The 17242-nt window shown below is 60.6% G+C and carries 13 protein-coding genes, 1 tRNA gene and 1 other RNA gene; 11 read left to right on the forward strand and 4 right to left on the reverse strand.

Going from position 1 to position 17242, the window contains the following annotated elements; all coding sequences use genetic code 11:
- Nucleotides 1-164 precede the first annotated feature (164 nt).
- Genes DXC90_RS04060 through DXC90_RS04070 form a run of 3 tightly spaced genes read left to right on the forward strand, consistent with a single transcriptional unit; the run spans nt 165 to nt 4397 of the window.
- The gene (locus DXC90_RS04060; RefSeq protein ID WP_117734866.1) at nt 165-665 is read left to right on the forward strand and encodes a MarR family winged helix-turn-helix transcriptional regulator; all 501 of its coding nucleotides are present in this window, start codon (nt 165-167) and stop codon (nt 663-665) included.
- A complete protein-coding gene (locus DXC90_RS04065; protein WP_117734867.1) occupies nt 665-2389 on the forward strand; it encodes an ABC transporter ATP-binding protein in 1725 nt (574 codons plus the stop codon). Before DXC90_RS04060 ends, DXC90_RS04065 begins: the two co-directional genes overlap by 1 nt.
- 1 nt (nt 2390) lies before the next feature.
- Complete coding sequence (locus DXC90_RS04070; protein ID WP_199406607.1) at nt 2391-4397, forward strand: ABC transporter ATP-binding protein; 2007 nt, start codon at nt 2391-2393, stop codon at nt 4395-4397.
- 107 nt (nt 4398-4504) lie between these two features.
- Here DXC90_RS04070 and cysE read toward each other — a convergent pair whose 3' ends face one another.
- Complete coding sequence (gene cysE, locus DXC90_RS04075) at nt 4505-5209, reverse strand: serine O-acetyltransferase (protein ID WP_117717063.1); 705 nt, start codon at nt 5207-5209, stop codon at nt 4505-4507.
- Nucleotides 5210-5432: 223 nt separating this feature from the next.
- Between cysE and DXC90_RS04080 the strand changes: the two genes are divergently transcribed.
- Entirely contained in the window at nt 5433-6080 is a 648-nt protein-coding gene (locus DXC90_RS04080; RefSeq protein WP_117734868.1) for a DedA family protein, read from the forward strand.
- Between the two features lie 287 nt (nt 6081-6367).
- Entirely contained in the window at nt 6368-7420 is a 1053-nt protein-coding gene (locus DXC90_RS04085) for a branched-chain amino acid aminotransferase (protein WP_117734869.1), read from the forward strand.
- Nucleotides 7421-7719: 299 nt separating this feature from the next.
- Here DXC90_RS04085 and DXC90_RS04090 read toward each other — a convergent pair whose 3' ends face one another.
- Nucleotides 7720-8271, reverse strand: coding sequence for a LemA family protein (locus DXC90_RS04090; RefSeq protein WP_199406608.1), 552 nt, complete (start codon nt 8269-8271; stop codon nt 7720-7722).
- Nucleotides 8272-8482: 211 nt separating this feature from the next.
- On the opposite strand from DXC90_RS04090, the gene DXC90_RS04095 reads away from it, so the two are divergent.
- Nucleotides 8483-9067, forward strand: coding sequence for a TetR/AcrR family transcriptional regulator (locus DXC90_RS04095; protein WP_117734871.1), 585 nt, complete (start codon nt 8483-8485; stop codon nt 9065-9067).
- 3 nt (nt 9068-9070) lie between these two features.
- Here the strand turns inward: DXC90_RS04095 and DXC90_RS04100 are convergent.
- A tRNA-Ser gene (locus tag DXC90_RS04100) sits at nt 9071-9160 on the reverse strand.
- Between the two features lie 51 nt (nt 9161-9211).
- On the opposite strand from DXC90_RS04100, the gene tadA reads away from it, so the two are divergent.
- Both tadA and ffs read left to right on the forward strand, forming a co-directional pair.
- Entirely contained in the window at nt 9212-10993 is a 1782-nt protein-coding gene (tadA, locus tag DXC90_RS04105; RefSeq protein ID WP_117734872.1) for a tRNA adenosine(34) deaminase TadA, read from the forward strand.
- Between the two features lie 134 nt (nt 10994-11127).
- An RNA gene (ffs, locus tag DXC90_RS04110) (signal recognition particle sRNA small type) lies at nt 11128-11223 on the forward strand.
- A 315-nt stretch (nt 11224-11538) separates the two neighbouring features.
- Here ffs and DXC90_RS04115 read toward each other — a convergent pair.
- Complete coding sequence (locus DXC90_RS04115) at nt 11539-12549, reverse strand: hypothetical protein (protein ID WP_117734873.1); 1011 nt, start codon at nt 12547-12549, stop codon at nt 11539-11541.
- A 209-nt stretch (nt 12550-12758) separates the two neighbouring features.
- On the opposite strand from DXC90_RS04115, the gene DXC90_RS04120 reads away from it, so the two are divergent.
- The 3 genes from DXC90_RS04120 (at nt 12759) to bilS (ending at nt 17153) form a co-directional block, all read left to right on the forward strand.
- Nucleotides 12759-14630 carry an ABC transporter ATP-binding protein gene (locus DXC90_RS04120; RefSeq protein ID WP_233502150.1) on the forward strand — a complete coding sequence of 624 codons (1872 nt, stop codon included), beginning with the start codon at nt 12759-12761 and terminating at the stop codon, nt 14628-14630.
- Nucleotides 14631-16490 (forward strand): ABC transporter ATP-binding protein, encoded by a 1860-nt coding sequence (locus tag DXC90_RS04125; RefSeq protein ID WP_117734874.1) that lies wholly within the window; start codon nt 14631-14633, stop codon nt 16488-16490. It abuts the gene before it with no gap.
- Nucleotides 16491-16595: 105 nt separating this feature from the next.
- Nucleotides 16596-17153, forward strand: a complete 558-nt coding sequence (gene bilS, locus DXC90_RS04130; RefSeq protein ID WP_233502151.1) for a flavodoxin family protein BilS — start codon at nt 16596-16598, stop codon at nt 17151-17153.
- The last annotated feature ends 89 nt before the right edge of the window (nt 17154-17242 follow it).

The following is a 17242-nucleotide window of genomic DNA, read 5'->3' on the forward strand; positions in this document are numbered from 1 at the left end:
ATTTCACGTGACCGCTGGCGCTGCCCCCGCGCCGGCGGTCTTTTTCTGCCGATAGGCCATAAAAGTGCAAACATTTGCGGAGCGCCTGTTGACGATAGTCAAAACTCGGACTAATATAGAGATACAAAATTGGTCAAAAATCGGACAATCGAATGGTGGGATAGATGAATAGTGCGGTTACACTGGTCGATTTCGACCGGTTGCTCAATGGACTCGACCATATCTATTCGGAGTTCTCGCGCGCCTGCGGTCTTTCGGACTGCGCTTACTGGATGCTCGTCGATACCAGCACGGCGGGCGGCAGTGTTGCCGTAAGCCGTCTGACAAGCGAATGGTTCTACAGCAAGCAGACTATCAACTCGGCAATTAAAACCTTGACGGCGCGGGGTTTCGCAACGTTGGAGTTTGCCGAAGGCAGCCGTAAGAACAAGGTTGTGCGTTTGACCGAAGCGGGCATGCGGTTTGCCGAGCAATATGCGCTGCCGGCGCAAGAAGCCGAGCAACAGGCTTTCGAAGTGCTCGAGCCCTGGGAACAGCGCGAAATCATGCGCCTAATCGGAAAATTTTCCCATGCGCTCGGCGATGAGTGCGATGCCTTTAAGCAGCATATCGCTGCCGAGAGCCAGGCCGAGAATCAAGGTGAGGGGGAGTCGTGCGACTCTTAATGAGGTTTATGAAGCCGTATCGCAGGCTTGTCGCGGTGACGTTGTTGGTGCTGCTAATCGACAACGTCGGTACGCTGTTGGTTCCTACGATGCTGGCGAACATGGTCAACACCGGCATCACCACGGGCGATGTCGACTACATCCTGCGCAACGGCCTCTACATGCTTATCGCGACCGGCATGGCCAGCGGCGGCGCGGTGTTGGGCTGCTATCTTTCGGCGCGCTTGGCCGCCAACGTGGCCTGCGATATCCGCAATGCCGTCTACGACAAGTCGCTCGAGCTGTCTGCCAGTGACTTTGAGCGCTTTGGCACGGGCTCGATGATCACGCGCTCGCTCAACGACATCAACGTGATTCAACAGGCGATTCTGCAGACGATCCAGCTGGTGCTGCCGGTGCCGTTCCTGGCGGTGGCAGGCATCATCTTCGCCTGGCTCATCGATTCGGCCATGGGCATGCTTCTGGGCGTCGTGGTTGCGATCGTGCTGGTTGCGGCGGTCTTTACGGTTGCCAACGCGGCTCCGATCTTTATGCGCTTGCAGAGTTTTATCGACCGTATGAACGTGGTGCTGCGCGAAAACATCGTGGGTGTGCGCGTCATCCGTGCGTTTAACAAGGAGCGCCATGAGGAGCAGCGCCTGGACGAGGTGTTTAGCGATTACGCGGACAATGCCATTAAGGTCAACCACCTGTTTGTGGGGCTCGACAGCTCCAGCTTCTTTTTGATGAACATCGCCGAGGTGGCGGTGCTGTGGGTGGGCGGCAACCGCGTGGGCGCCCATGCGATGCAAATCGGCAGCATCTCGGCCGTGCTGGAGTACGCGATCCTGATTCTGTTCTTTGTGATGATGGCGCAGATGGTGGTGCTGACACTCCCGCGCGCCGCCGCATGTCTGAACCGCGCGCAGCAGGTGCTGGAGATTGAGCCGAGTATCGTGGATGGCGAACGCACGCTCGACGCGAGCGCGTCCGACTCAAAGGACGGATCGGATGCGGTCGCCGTGTTCGATCACATGTCGTTTCGTTTTGACGATGCCGACGAGGACACGCTGTGCGATCTGAACTTTGCCTGTCGCCGCGGTCAGACGACTGCGATTGTCGGCTCGACGGGATCGGGCAAGTCAACGGTGGCCAAGCTCTTGCTTCGCTTCCACGATGCCACGAAGGGCGCCATTCGCCTGAACGGCGTCGATCTGCGCGAACTTTCGCAAGACGACATCCGCGGGCGTATTGCCTATGTGCCGCAGAAGGCGTGGCTGTTCTCGGGCACCGTGGCAAGCAACCTGCGCTTTGGCAACGAAGACGCGACTGAGGCAGACATGCTTCATGCGCTCCAGGTTGCCCAGAGCACCTTTGTGCTCGATCAGCCGCAGGGGCTCGATACCCCGGTGGCGCAGGGCGGCACGAACTTTTCGGGCGGCCAGCGCCAACGTCTGGCCATCGCCCGTGCGCTCATGAAGCATGCCGATCTATATATCTTCGACGATAGTTTTTCGGCCCTGGACTTTAAGACTGATGCCGCCCTGCGCCATGCGTTGCAAGACGAGACGCGCGACGCTGCGGTGCTCATCATCGCGCAGCGCATCTCGACGATCTTGCATGCCAACCAGATCGTGGTGCTCAAGGACGGCGAGGTCGTGGGCCTAGGCACGCACGACGAGCTCATGGAGACCTGCGAGGTGTACCGCGCTATCGCGGAATCGCAGATGAAGGGAGGTGAGTAGCATGACCGAGGAGCTCAAGAAGCAGGGCGGCGTTGATGACGCCGCTGCCGCGGGATTGGTTGAGGAAACGGCTGCCGCGGTACCCGAGCTGGACGATGCCGCCAAGGCAGCGGCCGAGCGCGAGGCTCGTCGCCAAGCGCTGTACGAGGAAAACGAACAAGCCGAGGACGAGCGCGCCCGTGCCGAGGCAGAGCGTATGCGCGACGTGGACGACGAAGACGAGGACGAGACGCCTCGGGATACCTGGGCGACGGTGCGCCGTTTGTGGAACGAGGCTACCGGCGACCATTGGCGCTTCTATATCGTGTTCGTGAGCATCGTGTTCTACGTCATCTTTAACACCGCCGCGCCGGCATATAGCGCTCATGTCATCGACGAGCTGTGGGGCCATATACAGGTGGCGTTTGCCAACGACACCACCTTCAACATCACCTGGGAGAGCTGCGGCAGAACCATCTTCATCTACTTTTTAATCTGGACGGCCGCCGGATCGTTCTATGCACTGCAGAGTTTTTTGATGTCGAGTGTTGCTGAGCGCCTCAACCTGCGCCTGCGCAACCGCATCGCGCAAAAGCTCAGCCGTCTGCCGCTCGCTTACTTTGATGCGCATCGCCCCGGTGAGGTAGTCAGCCGCGCGACCAACGACCTGGACAAGATGTCCGAGAGCATGCAGCGCGGATTGCTGCAGCTGCTGATGTCGATCGGCACCGTGACGGGCGCCATCATCATGATGTTCGTCTATAGCGTTAGGCTCACGTTGATCTTTTTGGGTTTTACGGCGGTATCGCTGCTGGTGACCAAGGTGGTCTCGCACCGCACGCATGACGTAACCGGTGAGCGCCAGGAATGGGTCTCCAAGATTACGAGCGCGGTTGAGGAGGGTTACTCGGGCCGTCTGGTGATTCGCGCGTTCAACCGCGAACGCCAGAGTTCTGCCGAGGTGCACGAAGCCTCGGGCGAGCTGGCGCGCGTGAGTGCCAAGGCCGACTTTATGATTAACGCCGTCGGCCCTGCGGTGCGCTTTATCGGCCGTTTGGCGCAGATCGTGATCGCGCTGGTGGGCTGCAGTATGCTGGTTGCCGGTCACATGACCGTCGGCGTGTTCCAGGCGTTCTTCCAGTTTATCTACGAGGCGTCCGAACCCATGACGCAGTTGTCGTTTACCTTTAACTCGCTGCAGAGCGCGCTGGCGAGCGCAGAGCGCGTGTTCGACCTGCTCGATGAGCCCGAGATGGAGGCCGATCCGCTGCCGGACGAGGCCGCCAAGCTGCCGGGTCGCGTTGAGGGTCGCGTCGCTTTTGAGCATGTACGCTTTGGCTATTCGCCCGACAAGCCGCTTATGCGCGACGTGTCGTTTACCGCCGAGCCGGGCCAGAAGATCGCCGTGGTGGGAACCACGGGCGCGGGCAAGACTACGCTCATCAACCTGCTCATGCGCTTTTACGAGATCGACGGTGGCCGCATTACGCTCGACGGCGTGGACACGAGCCGTATGGACCGCGGCGAGCTGCGCCAGCAGTTTGGCATGGTGCTGCAGGACGCCTGGCTATTTGATGGCACGATTGCGCAGAACATCGCCTACGGCTGTCCCGAGGCGACGCGCGACGAGATCGTGGCGGCTGCGCGCGCCGCGCAGGTCGACTTCTTTGTGCGTACCATGCCGCAGGGTTATGACACGCGGGTGGCCAACGATGCCGAGAGCATTAGTCAGGGCCAGCGCCAGCTGCTGACCATTGCACGCGTGCTGCTCAACAACCCGGCGATTCTCATCCTGGACGAGGCGACGTCGAGCGTGGACACGCGCACCGAGCTTGCCATCGGCCGCGCCATGGACGCGCTCATGCGCGGGCGCACCAGTTTTGTGATCGCGCATCGCCTGTCGACGATCGTGGATGCCGACCTGATTCTGGTCATGGATCACGGCAACATTATCGAGCAGGGCACACATAAGGAGCTGCTCGCAGCCGAGGGCGCTTACGCCGACCTCTATCTGAGTCAGTTCGCCTAAGGTGACAAAGGGACAGTTCCCTTGTCACATCGAAAAGAAGGCCCGCCGGGGGATTGATTCCCTGGCGCGCCTTCTTGCGTTGATGCGGGTCTGTACCGTCCGCAGCCCTAGCGTTCGTCCACGAGCTTGGCGACGAGGGCCTTGAGCTCCGCCACCTCTCGCTCGAGTTCTTTGACGCGGCGGGCGTTCTCGGTGATGCCTTGGCGGTTGAGGGCACTCTGCTCGGCGGCGTCATCGGGCATGTACTCGCGATGCTGCTTGGCGTCGAAACTCTCCTCGAACACGCGGCAGCCGTTGCGCTTGATGATGCGTCCCGGCACGCCCACGACGGTGCAGTTGTCGGGCACGTCTTTGACGACGACCGAGTTGCCGCCGATCTTGACGTTGTTGCCGATGCGGATGTTGCCGAGCACCTTGGCGCCCGTGCCCACGGTGACGTTGTTGCCGAGCGTTGGGTGGCGTTTGCCGGTCTCGTTGCCAGTACCGCCGAGCGTGACGCCCTGATAGAGTACGCAGTTGTCGCCCACAATGGCGGTTTCGCCGATGACGACGCCCATGGCATGGTCGATAAAGAAGTGCTTGCCAATCTGCGCGGCAGGGTGAATTTCGACGCCAGTGATATGGCGGGTGATTTGCGAGAGCACGCGGGCGAGCGAGCGATGGCCGTGCTCCCAGAGCCAGTGCTCGGGTACGTGGTTCCACTTGGCGTGTAGGCCGGGATAGGAGAGGAAGATGACCAGGCCGTTTTGCGCAGCGGGATCCTGTGCCTGGACGGTCTTGATGTCCTCGCGAATGGTATTGATAAAGCTCACCGGCCGCCCTCCCTTAGCGCCGCGACAATGCAATTCAATAAAGTATAGCGATTCGCTAGGGATTAGAAAGGGCAATCTTGCCTGCTTTGCGCGACAGGTGTCAATTATGCAAACTTGCTGGTAATGAAGTCACGCTTTTGTAAGGTCGTGTGCGTGGCCGTGTCGTAACCGTATACTGGTCAACTTGGACGTGTCCGCGCCCACAACTGAGAGGTTTTACTTCATGGGTTTCATCAATTTTATCGCCGAGCTGCTTAAGGATCCGCGCACTGCGATCGCCGGCTGGATCGCCGCCGGCCCGCTTATGGCGTACGGCTGCGTGTTCCTGATTATCTTTATCGAGACGGGCGTGGTGTTCTTCCCGTTCCTTCCCGGCGACTCGCTGCTGTTTGCCTCGGGTTTCTTTGCCCACAACGGCGGCTTTAACATCGTGGCTCTGTTGGCCGTCGCATGGACGGCTGCCATCTTGGGCGATCAGTGCAACTTTATGATCGGTCATTTCTTTGGCCAAAAGATCATCGCCTCGGGCAAGGTGAAGGCCATGACGCCCGAGCGTATCAAAAAGTCCGAGGACTTCCTGGACAAGTGGGGCCACCTGGCCATCTTCCTGGGTCGCTTCTTCCCGTTTATCCGCACCTTTGTGCCCTTCATCGCCGGTATGGGCGGCATGCACTGGCGTAACTTTGTCATCTATAACGTGCTGGGCGGTATCACCTGGTCGACGGTCTTTACGCTGCTGGGTTACTTCTTTGGCGGCATTCCCTTTGTGCAGGAGCACTTTGAGCTGCTAATCGTTGGTATCGTTGCCGTGTCGATCATCCCGACTGTGGTCGGTCTGGTTAAGGCTAAGCTGGGCAAAAAGAACGCGTAGCTCGAGCCAGCGCGCAAACCGTGCCGTTGAAGCCCGTCACCGTTTACGGTGGCGGGCCCTTTGCTTCGGTCAAATGAAAATACTTTAGTTAGTTAAAGAAAAACGTTTTATCCAACGCATGCGGGGAGTACAATCTCGTGCATGCGAACCGACGTGCCATCGGCTTTGATGCTGTTCGCGTGTCCCGTCCGGCTCTACGCTCCGGGCGTGCGACGTTGCGACGCGGTCGGCCTCGGTCCTTGCGTGCGGGTTCGCGAGTATGCAACTGTGTATGTAAGGAGCGACATATGGCTGTCGAGAAGAAGGATATCGATTGGGGTAGCCTTGGCTTTGGCTACATGAAGACCGATTACAGCTACGAGGCTCATTGGAAGGATGGCGAGTGGGACGAGGGTGGCCTGACCACCGACCACACCCTGCATGTCTCCGAGTGCGGCGGCATCTTCCATTACTGCCAGGAGGTCTTTGAGGGCCTGAAGGCCTATACCGCCGAGGACGGCAGCATCGTCTGCTTCCGTCCCGACATGAACGCCGAGCGTATGTATAACTCTGCCCAGCGCCTCGAGATGCCCCCGTTCCCCAAGGACAAGTTTGTTGAGGCCGTCAAGCAGGTCGTTTCTGCCAACGCCGCCTGGGTTCCGCCTTTCGGCTCCGGTGCAACCCTGTACGTGCGTCCATTTATGATCGGCTCCGGTGACGTGATCGGCGTGGCTCCCGCTCCTGAGTACACGTTCCGTATTCTCGTGACCCCGGTCGGTCCGTACTTTAAGGGTGGCCTTAAGCCCGTCAAGCTGCGCGTTTCCGAGTACGACCGCGCCGCACCGCACGGCACCGGCAACATCAAGGCCGGCCTTAACTATGCCATGTCCCTCAAGCCCACGATGGAGGCCCATCGCGGGGGCTATGCCGAGAACCTGTATCTCGACTCCGAGTCCCGCACCTATGTCGAGGAGACCGGCGGCGCGAACGTCCTGTTCGTGAAGGAGGACGGCACCCTCGTCGTTCCGCAGTCGCACACCGACTCCATCCTGCCCTCCATCACCCGTCGCTCGCTCGTTCAGGTTGCCGAGGATCTGGGCATGACCGTCGACCAGCGTCCCGTCGAGTGGGCCGAGGTCAAGGCCGGCACCTTCGTTGAGTGCGGTCTGTGCGGCACCGCTGCCGTTATCTCTCCGGTCGGCGAGATCGACAACAAGGTTTACGGCGCCGACGAGACCGTGACCTTCCCGGCTGGCTACACCGAGATCGGCCCTGTGATGAAGAAGCTCCGCGAGACCCTGACGGGCATCCAGTCTGGTGCTGTTGAGGATAAGCACGACTGGGTTTACACCGTCGCGTAATTATCCTTTCCTGTTCGGGCGGAGAGCAAGTTCCCTCCCGGCGCGTCCTCGGACATGCAAGAAGCCCTCGCTGCGCACTTCGTGCGGCGAGGGCTTCTTGCGTTCTGCGGAGTGCGCCGGGAGGGAACTTGCTCTCCGCTCTGCGGGAACGACGTTGTCGCAACAGGCAACAATTAATCTGAATAAAGATGGCGTCCGGCCTTTTGGCCGCGCGTTGTGCGTGGATACGAAAAGGGCCCAAGGTTTGCGCCTTGGGTCCCAAAGGGTTGATGAACTGGCTTAAGACTCTGCCTTGTTGTTTAGAACTTGACGGTCGGGGTCTGGCGGGCGGCCTCAGCTGCCTCGAAGCCCTGGCGCTCCTTAAACTGGAAGATGCCGGCAAAGATGACAGCCGGGAACGTCTGAATGGCGTTGTTGTAGCTGAGCACGCAGTCGTTGTAGCTCTGGCGTGCATAGCTAATCTTGTTCTCGGTATCCTCGAGCGACGCCTGCAGCTGCGTAAAGTTGGTGTTTGCCTTAAGGTCGGGATAAGCCTCGGCTACGGCGAAGAGCTGGCGCAGCGCACCGGTCAGCACGTTGTCGGCTTCCATCTTGGCCTCGGGCGTGGTGGCCTTGACGGCGGTGTTACGCGCGCTGATCACGGCGGAGAGCGTCTCCTGCTCGTGCTTGGCGTAGCCCTTGACGGTCTCGACTAGGTTGGGGATCAGGTCGTTGCGGCGCTGCAGCTGCGTATCGATGTTCTGCCATGCGTTATCGATGCGGTTGCGCTTGGTGACCATGTTGTTGTAGATGCCGGCGATGGCGCAGACAATCACAATAACAACAACGATGCCGATGATGACGGGAAGCATGATGTCTCCGTTTCGAATGGCCGCGGCGGCATGCGCCAGCTGCCGTTGGTATAACGCTACTAGTATACCCGCAACGTTTTGTCGTGCCGAACTTTCCGGTAAGCGTTATGTTTTCGGCGGGGTTGGCACCGGGGCAAAGCGCGCGAGGTACAGGTGTAAGATATGCGACAGATTGACGAGTGTTGTCTTTACCCTGAGGATGGCGATACCAGTGGACCTTCGCATTAAGAAAACCTACCGCGCCCTGTTCGATGCCTTCACCGAGCTTCTCGAGGAGCATCGATTTGAGGACCTGACGGTTGCCATGCTGTGCGACCGCGCCATGATTCGCCGCACGACGTTCTACAAGCACTTTCGCGACAAGAACGATTACTTTGCCTTTTATATCGATGAGCTTATGTCGGGTTTGCCGCAAAAGCGGGCTGGCGAGGGCGGCACGGTGTCGGCCGACGACGTGCGCGTGCTTCGCCACGAGGTGTTCACCGACGCCATGGACCTGATTCTGGCCCATGAGCAGCTCATGGACAACATTTTGGCGAGCAGCATGTCGGGCATGCTGACCAGCATGATTTGCGATCGCATTGCCCGCTCTATCCGCGAGCGTGTGATGAGTGCGCTAGACGAGGACGCGCTTGCGCCCGTGCCGCTCGACACGACGGCTGAGTTTGTCGCCGGCGGCATTATTCGGCTCTTTACTATGTGGTGGGAATCGGGTCACGATCTGGAGCGTCGCTCCGAGATGGCTGACGTTGTCGATGCGCTGTTCGAGCGGACCATGACGCCGGTGCATCGCTAAAAGTGGCGGAGAGAGGGGGATTCGAACCCCCGGAACGCTCTCGCGCTCAACGGTTTTCAAGACCGCCGCATTCAACCGCTCTGCCATCTCTCCGTGAGTCGTAATGATAGCATCGTTTTGAATCTGCAACAGGGAAGGCGAACGATGACGATCACCGAAATCGACGAGAAGTTCATGCGCGAGGCGCTGGCGGAGGCTCGCGCCGCCGCTGCGGTGGGCGAGGTGCCCATCGGAGCCGTGGTAGTGCGCGACGGCGAGATCGTCGCGAGGGCGCATAATCGTCGCGAGCTCGACCAGGACCCTTCGGCGCATGCAGAGTTCGCGGCCCTGTGCGCTGCCGCTCAGTCGCTCGGTCGCTGGCGTCTTTCCGATTGCGCGGTCTACGTGACGCTCGAGCCTTGCTGCATGTGTGCGGGGCTTATGGTCAACGCGCGCGTGGGGCGCTGCGTGTATGGCGCGGCTGATGCCAAGGCCGGCGCACTGGGTTCGCTGTACGACCTGAATGCCGATTCGCGCCTGAATCATCGGTTTACCGTGGCGGCTGGGGTCCTGGTAGACGAGTGTCGTGAGGTGTTGAGCAGCTATTTTAGTGGGCTGCGTGGCACCGATGGTGCTGGCTGCGGTTGTGGGGGCGATCTCGAGGCGCATGCCGCTCATGCCGAGGCACTCGCGTGTGCCGAAGATATTGCCGTTGAGGCGGTCGATTTTGGTGTCGCATGCCGCCGGCCCCGCCGTGTGCTGCTGGCGATTGATTCCTTTAAGGGTAGCGTGTCGAGTGCGCAGGCAGAGGAGGCCGTTGCCGAAGGCATGCGCCGCGTTTGGCCCGATGCCGAGGTGTGCACATTGCTGCTGGCAGATGGTGGCGAGGGAACGCTCGATGCTATCGCCGCATGCGGTGGTGAGCTCTCGACCTGCGAGGTGGCAGGTCCCTTGGGCGAACGCGTGTCTGCTCGGATGCTGGTGGACGGCGAGCGCGAGTCGGCTGTTATTGAGATGGCCGAGGCGGCGGGTATTGGGTATTCGCCCTGTACGGAGTCGGCGGCGTTGGCGGCTTCGACCTATGGCGTGGGCGAGCTCATGCTTCGCGCAGTCCGTGCTGGGGCAAAGACTATCTATATTGGTCTGGGCGGCAGTGCTACCAACGACGGTGGGGCCGGCATGCTGCAGGCGCTGGGCGCGCGTGTGGTCGATGACCAGGGCTGCGATGTCGCCCCCGGTCTTGCCGGCCTTGAGCGGGTGGCGAGCGTTGATTTGGCGCCAGCGCTTCGGGCGCTGAACGGTGCGCGTGTCGTGGTGCTTTCCGATGTCGAGAATCCGCTCGTGGGGCGTCGGGGCGCATTGGCGGTGTTTGGCGGGCAGAAAGGCTTGCCGACGGGTGACGCCGAGGCGCTGAGCAGGTGCGACAGCTGGATGGTCGGCTACGGTCGTCTGCTCGATACGGCAATTGTCGAGGCTCGAGCCCAGGGGTTGTTGCGCGCACCCGAGGGCGCACGGACATTTGGCTCGGTGCTTGGCGTGCCCGGCGCAGGTGCCGCCGGCGGCCTGGGTGCCGCGCTGCTGGCGCTCGGTGCGGAGCTACGCTCGGGCGTGGAGACGGTGCTCGATCTCGTGGGGTTTGACGAACGTGTACGCGATGTCGACCTGGTCATAACGGGCGAGGGCAATATGGACGAGCAGTCCGCCGCCGGTAAGGCGCCGGTGGGCGTGGCCCGCCGTGCCAAGCGCTATGGCAAGCCGGTTGTTGCCGTCGTGGGCGGTCGTGCCGACAACCTGGATGCGGTGTACGAGCAGGGTATCGACCTTGTCCTGCCGATCTGTCGCAAGCCCATGGACCTGGAGCGGGCACTCGATCCGCAAGAAGCCGCAACCAACCTCATCTGCGCCGGCGAGTCTGCCGCGCGAGCCTACGACCTCGGCCGCCTCTAGAAAAGTAGTCATTTTGGGACGGGGCTTTTTTGACTACCCACCAGTCAAAAAGTAGTCAAAAAAGCCCCGTCCCAAATTAGCTGTCTTGCCCCATCGGGCGGGAGCGGGTAAGATATATCGAGCGCCTAGCGCGTTCGATGGGTTCGGATGACGACATGTTCCGAATCTGGTCAGGTCCGGAAGGAAGCAGCCATAAGGAGCCTCTGTCGGGCATCCGGATCCATCGAGCGCACGGGCTTTCTTTTTGCGCGGTTTTACCAAACCGCGCAATGCTCGACGCTGCGCGCCACCCAGAGCGACAATTTGTCATTCAAAAGGCAAGGCATGACCAGAAGGTCTATGCCTTGCCTTTTTCATGCCAACTTGTTCGCTCTGGATGGCGCTCGCTGACTGCGCCAAGACATCAATGGCTACGTGGTTCAAGAGACGGCGGCGTTGCCATCTGTTTTTACAAGTAAGGAGGCCCGTTTCCCTGGTTTTGGTTGGGGAAACGGGCCTCTTTGTCTATGGGCTTGTGGATTGGCGAAGACAATAACCGCTGGCAGCTATTTTGAGTTCTTGATGCGGCGTGTAGCCGTGGCGGTTATTCCGAGGCCTGCGGCGGCGACTGCTGCGAGTGCGATTGCGCTCGGTGCAGTGTCGCCCGTGTTTGCGAGCTTGCCGGGCTTGCCGCTGCTCGCGTTCGCTTGCTTGGTGGAGCTCGGCGTGGCGCCTTTGCCGGTCGCGGGCGAGCTGGCGGGCGGTGCCGGTTCGGCGGGTTGCGCTGAGCCGGAGGGAGGCACTGTCTCGGTCGGTTTCGTTATCTCGGGCGAGGTGGCCTTGTCTGCCGCGGCCTTTGCCTCTTCGTATGCTTTGCAGGCGTCGTCATAGGCCGCTTGCGCCTTTTCCAAATCGTCGAGGAGCGCATCTCGCTTGGCTACGTCCTCATCGATGTGGGCTTTGGCTTTCTCCGCCTCACTTTCGAAACGCTGAACCTGTCTTTCCTGGCTTTCGAGCCGGCGTTGGCAGTGGTGAAGATCATCTTCACAAGATTTTTCTCGCCTTTCTGCCGACATGATCTCACTTCGCAACTGCTTAATAGTTTCGTTAGAAGCTCCGTCGTCGATTGCCTTATCTAATTCTGCCTGAAGGCCGCTTGTCCGGTTGTGGGCCTCATCGTATTTGGCTTGGGCTGCATCGACGTTCGCTTGCATGGCGGGAAGGGGTTCCCTCCATTTGGCGGCGTCCGCCGCCACCATGTCGTAGAGTTCTTGAAATGCGGCAATGTCATCATCGACTTCCGCAAGTTTTTCGGGACTTGCGGCCTCTTTTGCGGCTTCGAGGTTTTTGAGTGCTTCCTGCATAGCTGCATATGCTTTGTCTTTTTCGGCAGCTAGGGTTTCGCTCGAGGCCGCTGGATTGTCGCTTGCTGCATTCGTCTGCAAGGTAACTGCACCGGTGGGGGAGCTGGTTTCCGCCGCGATCGCCGTTGCAGGGGCGATTCCCGCGATAAGTGCCGCGGAAAGGGCGATGCCCAAGGTTGTTCGTCTTGCTCTTCTCGCGAGAATGTCGTTCATCTCGACACCTCATTTCCAGGGTCGGCGACTAACTTGGTAGCACTAATGTAAGTATACCAAGCGATTGGCCCGCCACTGGCTGGGTGTGCGCGTATGCTCCTCTGAAAACCGAATCCCATTAGAAATGACGAGTTGTTTACGCTTCTTTTGGGCTCACCGTACTATCATGGTTCGAATTGAATGTGGATGATGATAGGGAGCGCCTATACATGATTGAGTTGCTCAGGCGTTTTGGTGGTAAGTTTCGCCGATATATGGTGATCGGCCCTGCGTGCAAGTTGATCGAAGTGATCTTTGACCTGCTGACGCCGCTGGTGATTGCCCAGATGATCGATAAGGGCATTGGCTCGCACGACGTGAATGCCGTTATCCACTACGGCATGGTACTTGGCGCCATGGCTGTGATCGGCATCTCGTTTACGCTCGTCTGCCAAAAGATGGCGGCGCTCACCTCGCAGGGCATGGGCACCGACATTCGCGGCGCGCTCTACGAGCACATCAATAAGCTGAGCTATGCCGAGCTCGACCGTTTTGGCACGCCGTCGCTCATCACGCGCATCACCAACGACGTCAACCAGGTGCAGCTTGCCGTGGCGCTCGGCGTGCGCATGCTTATCCGCTGGCCTTTCTTGGCGGTGGGCTCCATGGTCGCGGCTCTCGCCATCGACCTTAAGCTTGGCGTGATTTTCTTGATTTGCACACCCGCCATTGGCCTGGTGTTTTGGTTTGTCATGGCGCGCTGCATTCCCTACTACAAGCAGCTGCAGGCAAAGCTCGATCGCATCGCGCTTATCTGCCGCGAAGGTCTTTCGGGCGTCCGCGTGGTTCGTGCCTTCGTGCGCGAGGACCACGAGCGTGAGCGCTTTGCCCAAGCCGCCGATGACCAGGCCAATACTGCCATCGCGGTGGGCAAGCTCTCATCGATTCTCAACCCCGTCACGTTTTTGGTGATGAACCTAGGCGTGTGCGCCATCCTGTGGGTGGGCGGCATCCAGGTCAACGTGGGCGAGCTCACGCAGGGTCAGGTTATGGCGTTTGTAAACTACATGACGCAGACCCTCACCTCCATCGTGTACGTTGCCAACCTGGTCGTGGTCTTTACCAAGGCGAGCGCCAGCGCGTCGCGTATCAACGAGGTGCTCAATTGCGTGCCGAGCATCACTGACGAGGACAACGAGCCGGTCGCACTGCCCAAGCCGGGCGCGACGGGCAATGCCGCCCCGGCCCCCGCGCTGAGCTTTGACCATGCGAGTTTTTCGTTTGGCGCGGGCGCGGCAAATGCCGTCGACGATGTGACCCTGGAGCTGCCGCTGGGCAAGACGCTCGGAATCATCGGCGGCACGGGCAGTGGCAAGTCCACGCTCGTCTCGCTTATTCCGCGCCTGTATGATGCGGGCACCGGCAGTGTGAGCGTGATGGGTACCGACGTGCGCACTTGGCCGCTCGATCAGCTGCGCCATGTGGTTGCGACCGTACCGCAGCGCGCGTCGCTGGTGAGCGGCACCATCCGCAACAACCTGACCTGGCGCGACGAGGCGGCAACCGACGAGGAGCTCTGGGCGGCGCTCGATATGGCGCAGGCCAGCGAGTTCGTGCGCAACAAGCTGCAGGGGCTCGATGCCCCGGTCGAGGCGGGCGGCAAGAACTTTAGTGGTGGCCAGCGCCAGCGCCTGACCATCGCGCGCGCCCTGGTGGGCTCGCCACAGGTCCTGATCATGGACGATTCCGCCTCGGCGCTCGATTTTAAGACCGACGCGGCGCTTCGCCATGCCATTCGCGAGCGCAGCGTGCGCGGTGCCGCCGAGGGCGGGCTGCCGCTGACGACCGTCATCGTAAGCCAGCGCGTCTCGACCGTGCGCGACGCCGACATGATCTGCGTACTCGACCACGGCTCGGTCGCGGGTCTGGGCACGCATGACGAGCTGTATGCAAGCTGCCAGCTCTATCGCGAGATTTGCCAGTCGCAGCTGCGCCGCGAGGAGCTCGAGGGCCAGCAGAGGAGTGCGGCGCCCGCGCCCACCCCAGGGCCCGCGTCCGCCCTAGGCGCCCCTGTATTTGTCTGCGCAAAGGAGGGCTGTTAGATGAATCCGTATACTTCCTCCGGTTCGGTCGCCACGATGACGGCCAATGTGTCCGGCAACGACAAGCTCAACGACCTGGGCGACGGCCCACGCCAGCCCGGCGACCCCGAGCGCTATCCCGTGGGCGCGGTGACCCGCCGCCTGATGGGCTACGTCCGTCCGCACCGTATTTCGTTTACGGCGTCGTTTGTGAGCGCCGCCATCTCCGTTATCTTGCAGCTCTACACACCTATTCTCATTGGCGAGGGCATCGACCTCATCGTCGCCGCGGGCCAGGTGGATTTCGACGCACTGCTGCCGCTCGTCACCAAACTCGCGCTCGTCGTGGTGGGAGCCGCGGCCTTCCAGTGGCTGCAGGGCTACTGCGTTAACCGCCTGTCCTACGAGACGGTGCGTGACATGCGCGTGGAGGCGAGTGATAAGCTCAGCCGCATGCCGCTCGGCTTTATCGACAGCCATGCCCACGGCGACCTTATGAGCCGCGTGGTCAACGACGTCGACCAGGTCGGCGATGGCTTGCTACAAGGCTTCACACAACTCTTTACCGGCGTTATCACCATTGTGGGCACGCTCGCGTTTATGCTCTCCATCAATCTGACCATGACGCTCGTGGTGGTGCTCGTCACGCCGCTTTCCATCTTTGCCGCCGGCACCATCGCCAAGCTCTCCAACAAAAGCTTTACGGCTCAACAGCGCATTCAGGGTCAGCTTGGCGGCCATATCGAGGAATACGTGGGCGAGCAGAAGCTCGTGGATGCCTTCGCCTACGGCCCGCGCGCTCAGCAGCGCTTCGATGCCCTCAATGCCGAGCTCTACACCGCGGGCGAGCGCGCGCAGTTTATGGGTTCGCTCTCCAACCCCGGCACGCGCTTTATCAACAACATCATCTATGCCGTGGTCGCTGTGATCGGCTGCGTGGGCGTGATCACGGGCGTGCCCGCGGCGCTCACGGTGGGCGGCGTGCAAATCTTCCTGTCCTATGCTAACCAGTACACCAAGCCGTTCAACGAGGTCACCAACGTCATTACGCAGATCCAGACGGCGTATGCCTCGGCGCGCCGCATGTTCGCGCTGCTCGATGCGCGCGAGCAGGAGCCTGATGCGGCGGATGCCGTGGAACTTGCTGCCCCGCAGGGTGAGGTGACTTTTGAGCATGTGGACTTTAGCTACGTGCCCGACCGCAAGCTGCTGCAGGACATTTGCATCGAGGCCAAACCCGGCATGCGCTTTGCCCTGGTCGGCCCCACAGGCTGCGGCAAGACGACGCTCATCAACCTGCTGCTGCGGTTTTACGATATCGATGCCGGACGCATCATGGTCGATGGCCGGTCTTCGCGTGACTACACGCGCGCAAGCCTGCGCCGCGCCTTTGGTATGGTGCTGCAAGATACGTGGCTGTTCGAGGGCACGGTGGCGGATAACATCGCTTACGGTTGCCCAGGAGCCACGCGCGAGCAGGTCATCGAAGCCGCCAAGCGTGCGCACGCGCACAAGTTTATCGTGCAGCTGCCAGGCGGCTACGACACGGTAATCGGCGAGGACGGCGGCACGTTTAGCCAGGGTCAAAAGCAGCTGCTGTGCATCGCGCGCGTCATGCTCACCGACCCGGCGATCTTGCTGCTGGACGAGGCGACCTCGAGCATCGATACGCGCACCGAGCTGCAGGTGCAGGCGGCATTCGACGAGCTCATGGCTGGCCGTACAAGCTTTGTGGTGGCGCACCGCCTGTCGACGATCCGCAACGCTGACTGCATTCTGGTCATGCGCGACGGCGAGATTATCGAGCGCGGCACGCACGACGAGCTGATAGCGGCAGGCGGCTTCTATGCCGAGCTCTACCGCAGCCAATTCGCCCAGTAGGGAATACCGATTAGCGGCAGATGGTTTACATCTGTCACGTTAGTACTAAGATATTCATCTAATAAATTGCATTAATGGCTCGAGTTTCGGGGGAAACGAGGCAACGTGACTACGACGTGCTCTTTGGTGGTTAACAGCAAGAGCGGTAATACCAGGATGGTTTCGGGTGCGATCAAGCGCACTCTGCAGGCTGCGGGCGTTGAGTTTGTCCACGCTGCGGCGTTGAGCGACGATGCGGACGCAGATCAGGTTGAGCTCGAGGCGCAGGGCGCCTGCGCGGCCGACACGGTGCTCGTCGGTTTTTGGTGCGACAAGGGCGCGTGCACGCCTTCGGTCGCGGCGTTGCTCTCCGCCTTGCACGGTAAGCGCGTCTTCCTGTTTGGCACCTGCGGCTTTGGGGCCGACCAGAGCTATTACCAGCAGATTATTGATCGCGTAACTTCCAATTTGGCTGGGGATGCCGAGCTTGCGGGCTGGGCGATGTGCCAGGGCAAGATGGGCCCCGCGGTCAAGCAGCGCTACGAGGCCATGCTCGAGCAAGATCCCGATAACGTCCGATTTAAGATGCTGCTCGACAACTGGGTTGCCGCGAAGGGCCATCCCACCAAGGAAGACCTGGACAACATGGCTGCAGCCGCCAAGAAGGCCGTGCTGGGAGAGTAGCTTCGCCGTTCGCGGTCCTTCGTGCAAAACAATACAAATGTGAAAGCCTCGAGATTCTCGAGGCTTTTTCTTGACACTTGTGGACGCAA

It is taken from the genome of Collinsella sp. TF09-1AT (genome assembly GCF_003436895.1).
In the GTDB taxonomy this organism is placed as follows: Bacteria; Actinomycetota; Coriobacteriia; order Coriobacteriales; family Coriobacteriaceae; genus Collinsella.

What these genes read in the sequence shown, in the direction of transcription:
- tadA (WP_117734872.1), top strand. Translation starts at nt 9,212, where the DNA reads ATGACGATCACCGAAATCGACGAGAAGTTCATGCGCGAGGCGCTGGCG.
- DXC90_RS04115 (WP_117734873.1), bottom strand. Translation starts at nt 12,549, where the DNA reads ATGAACGACATTCTCGCGAGAAGAGCAAGACGAACAACCTTGGGCATC.
- DXC90_RS04080 (WP_117734868.1), top strand. Translation starts at nt 5,433, where the DNA reads ATGGGTTTCATCAATTTTATCGCCGAGCTGCTTAAGGATCCGCGCACT.
- DXC90_RS04090 (WP_199406608.1), bottom strand. Translation starts at nt 8,271, where the DNA reads ATGCTTCCCGTCATCATCGGCATCGTTGTTGTTATTGTGATTGTCTGC.
- DXC90_RS04070 (WP_199406607.1), top strand. Translation starts at nt 2,391, where the DNA reads ATGACCGAGGAGCTCAAGAAGCAGGGCGGCGTTGATGACGCCGCTGCC.
- DXC90_RS04060 (WP_117734866.1), top strand. Translation starts at nt 165, where the DNA reads ATGAATAGTGCGGTTACACTGGTCGATTTCGACCGGTTGCTCAATGGA.
- DXC90_RS04120 (WP_233502150.1), top strand. Translation starts at nt 12,759, where the DNA reads ATGATTGAGTTGCTCAGGCGTTTTGGTGGTAAGTTTCGCCGATATATG.
- DXC90_RS04065 (WP_117734867.1), top strand. Translation starts at nt 665, where the DNA reads ATGAGGTTTATGAAGCCGTATCGCAGGCTTGTCGCGGTGACGTTGTTG.
- DXC90_RS04085 (WP_117734869.1), top strand. Translation starts at nt 6,368, where the DNA reads ATGGCTGTCGAGAAGAAGGATATCGATTGGGGTAGCCTTGGCTTTGGC.
- DXC90_RS04125 (WP_117734874.1), top strand. Translation starts at nt 14,631, where the DNA reads ATGAATCCGTATACTTCCTCCGGTTCGGTCGCCACGATGACGGCCAAT.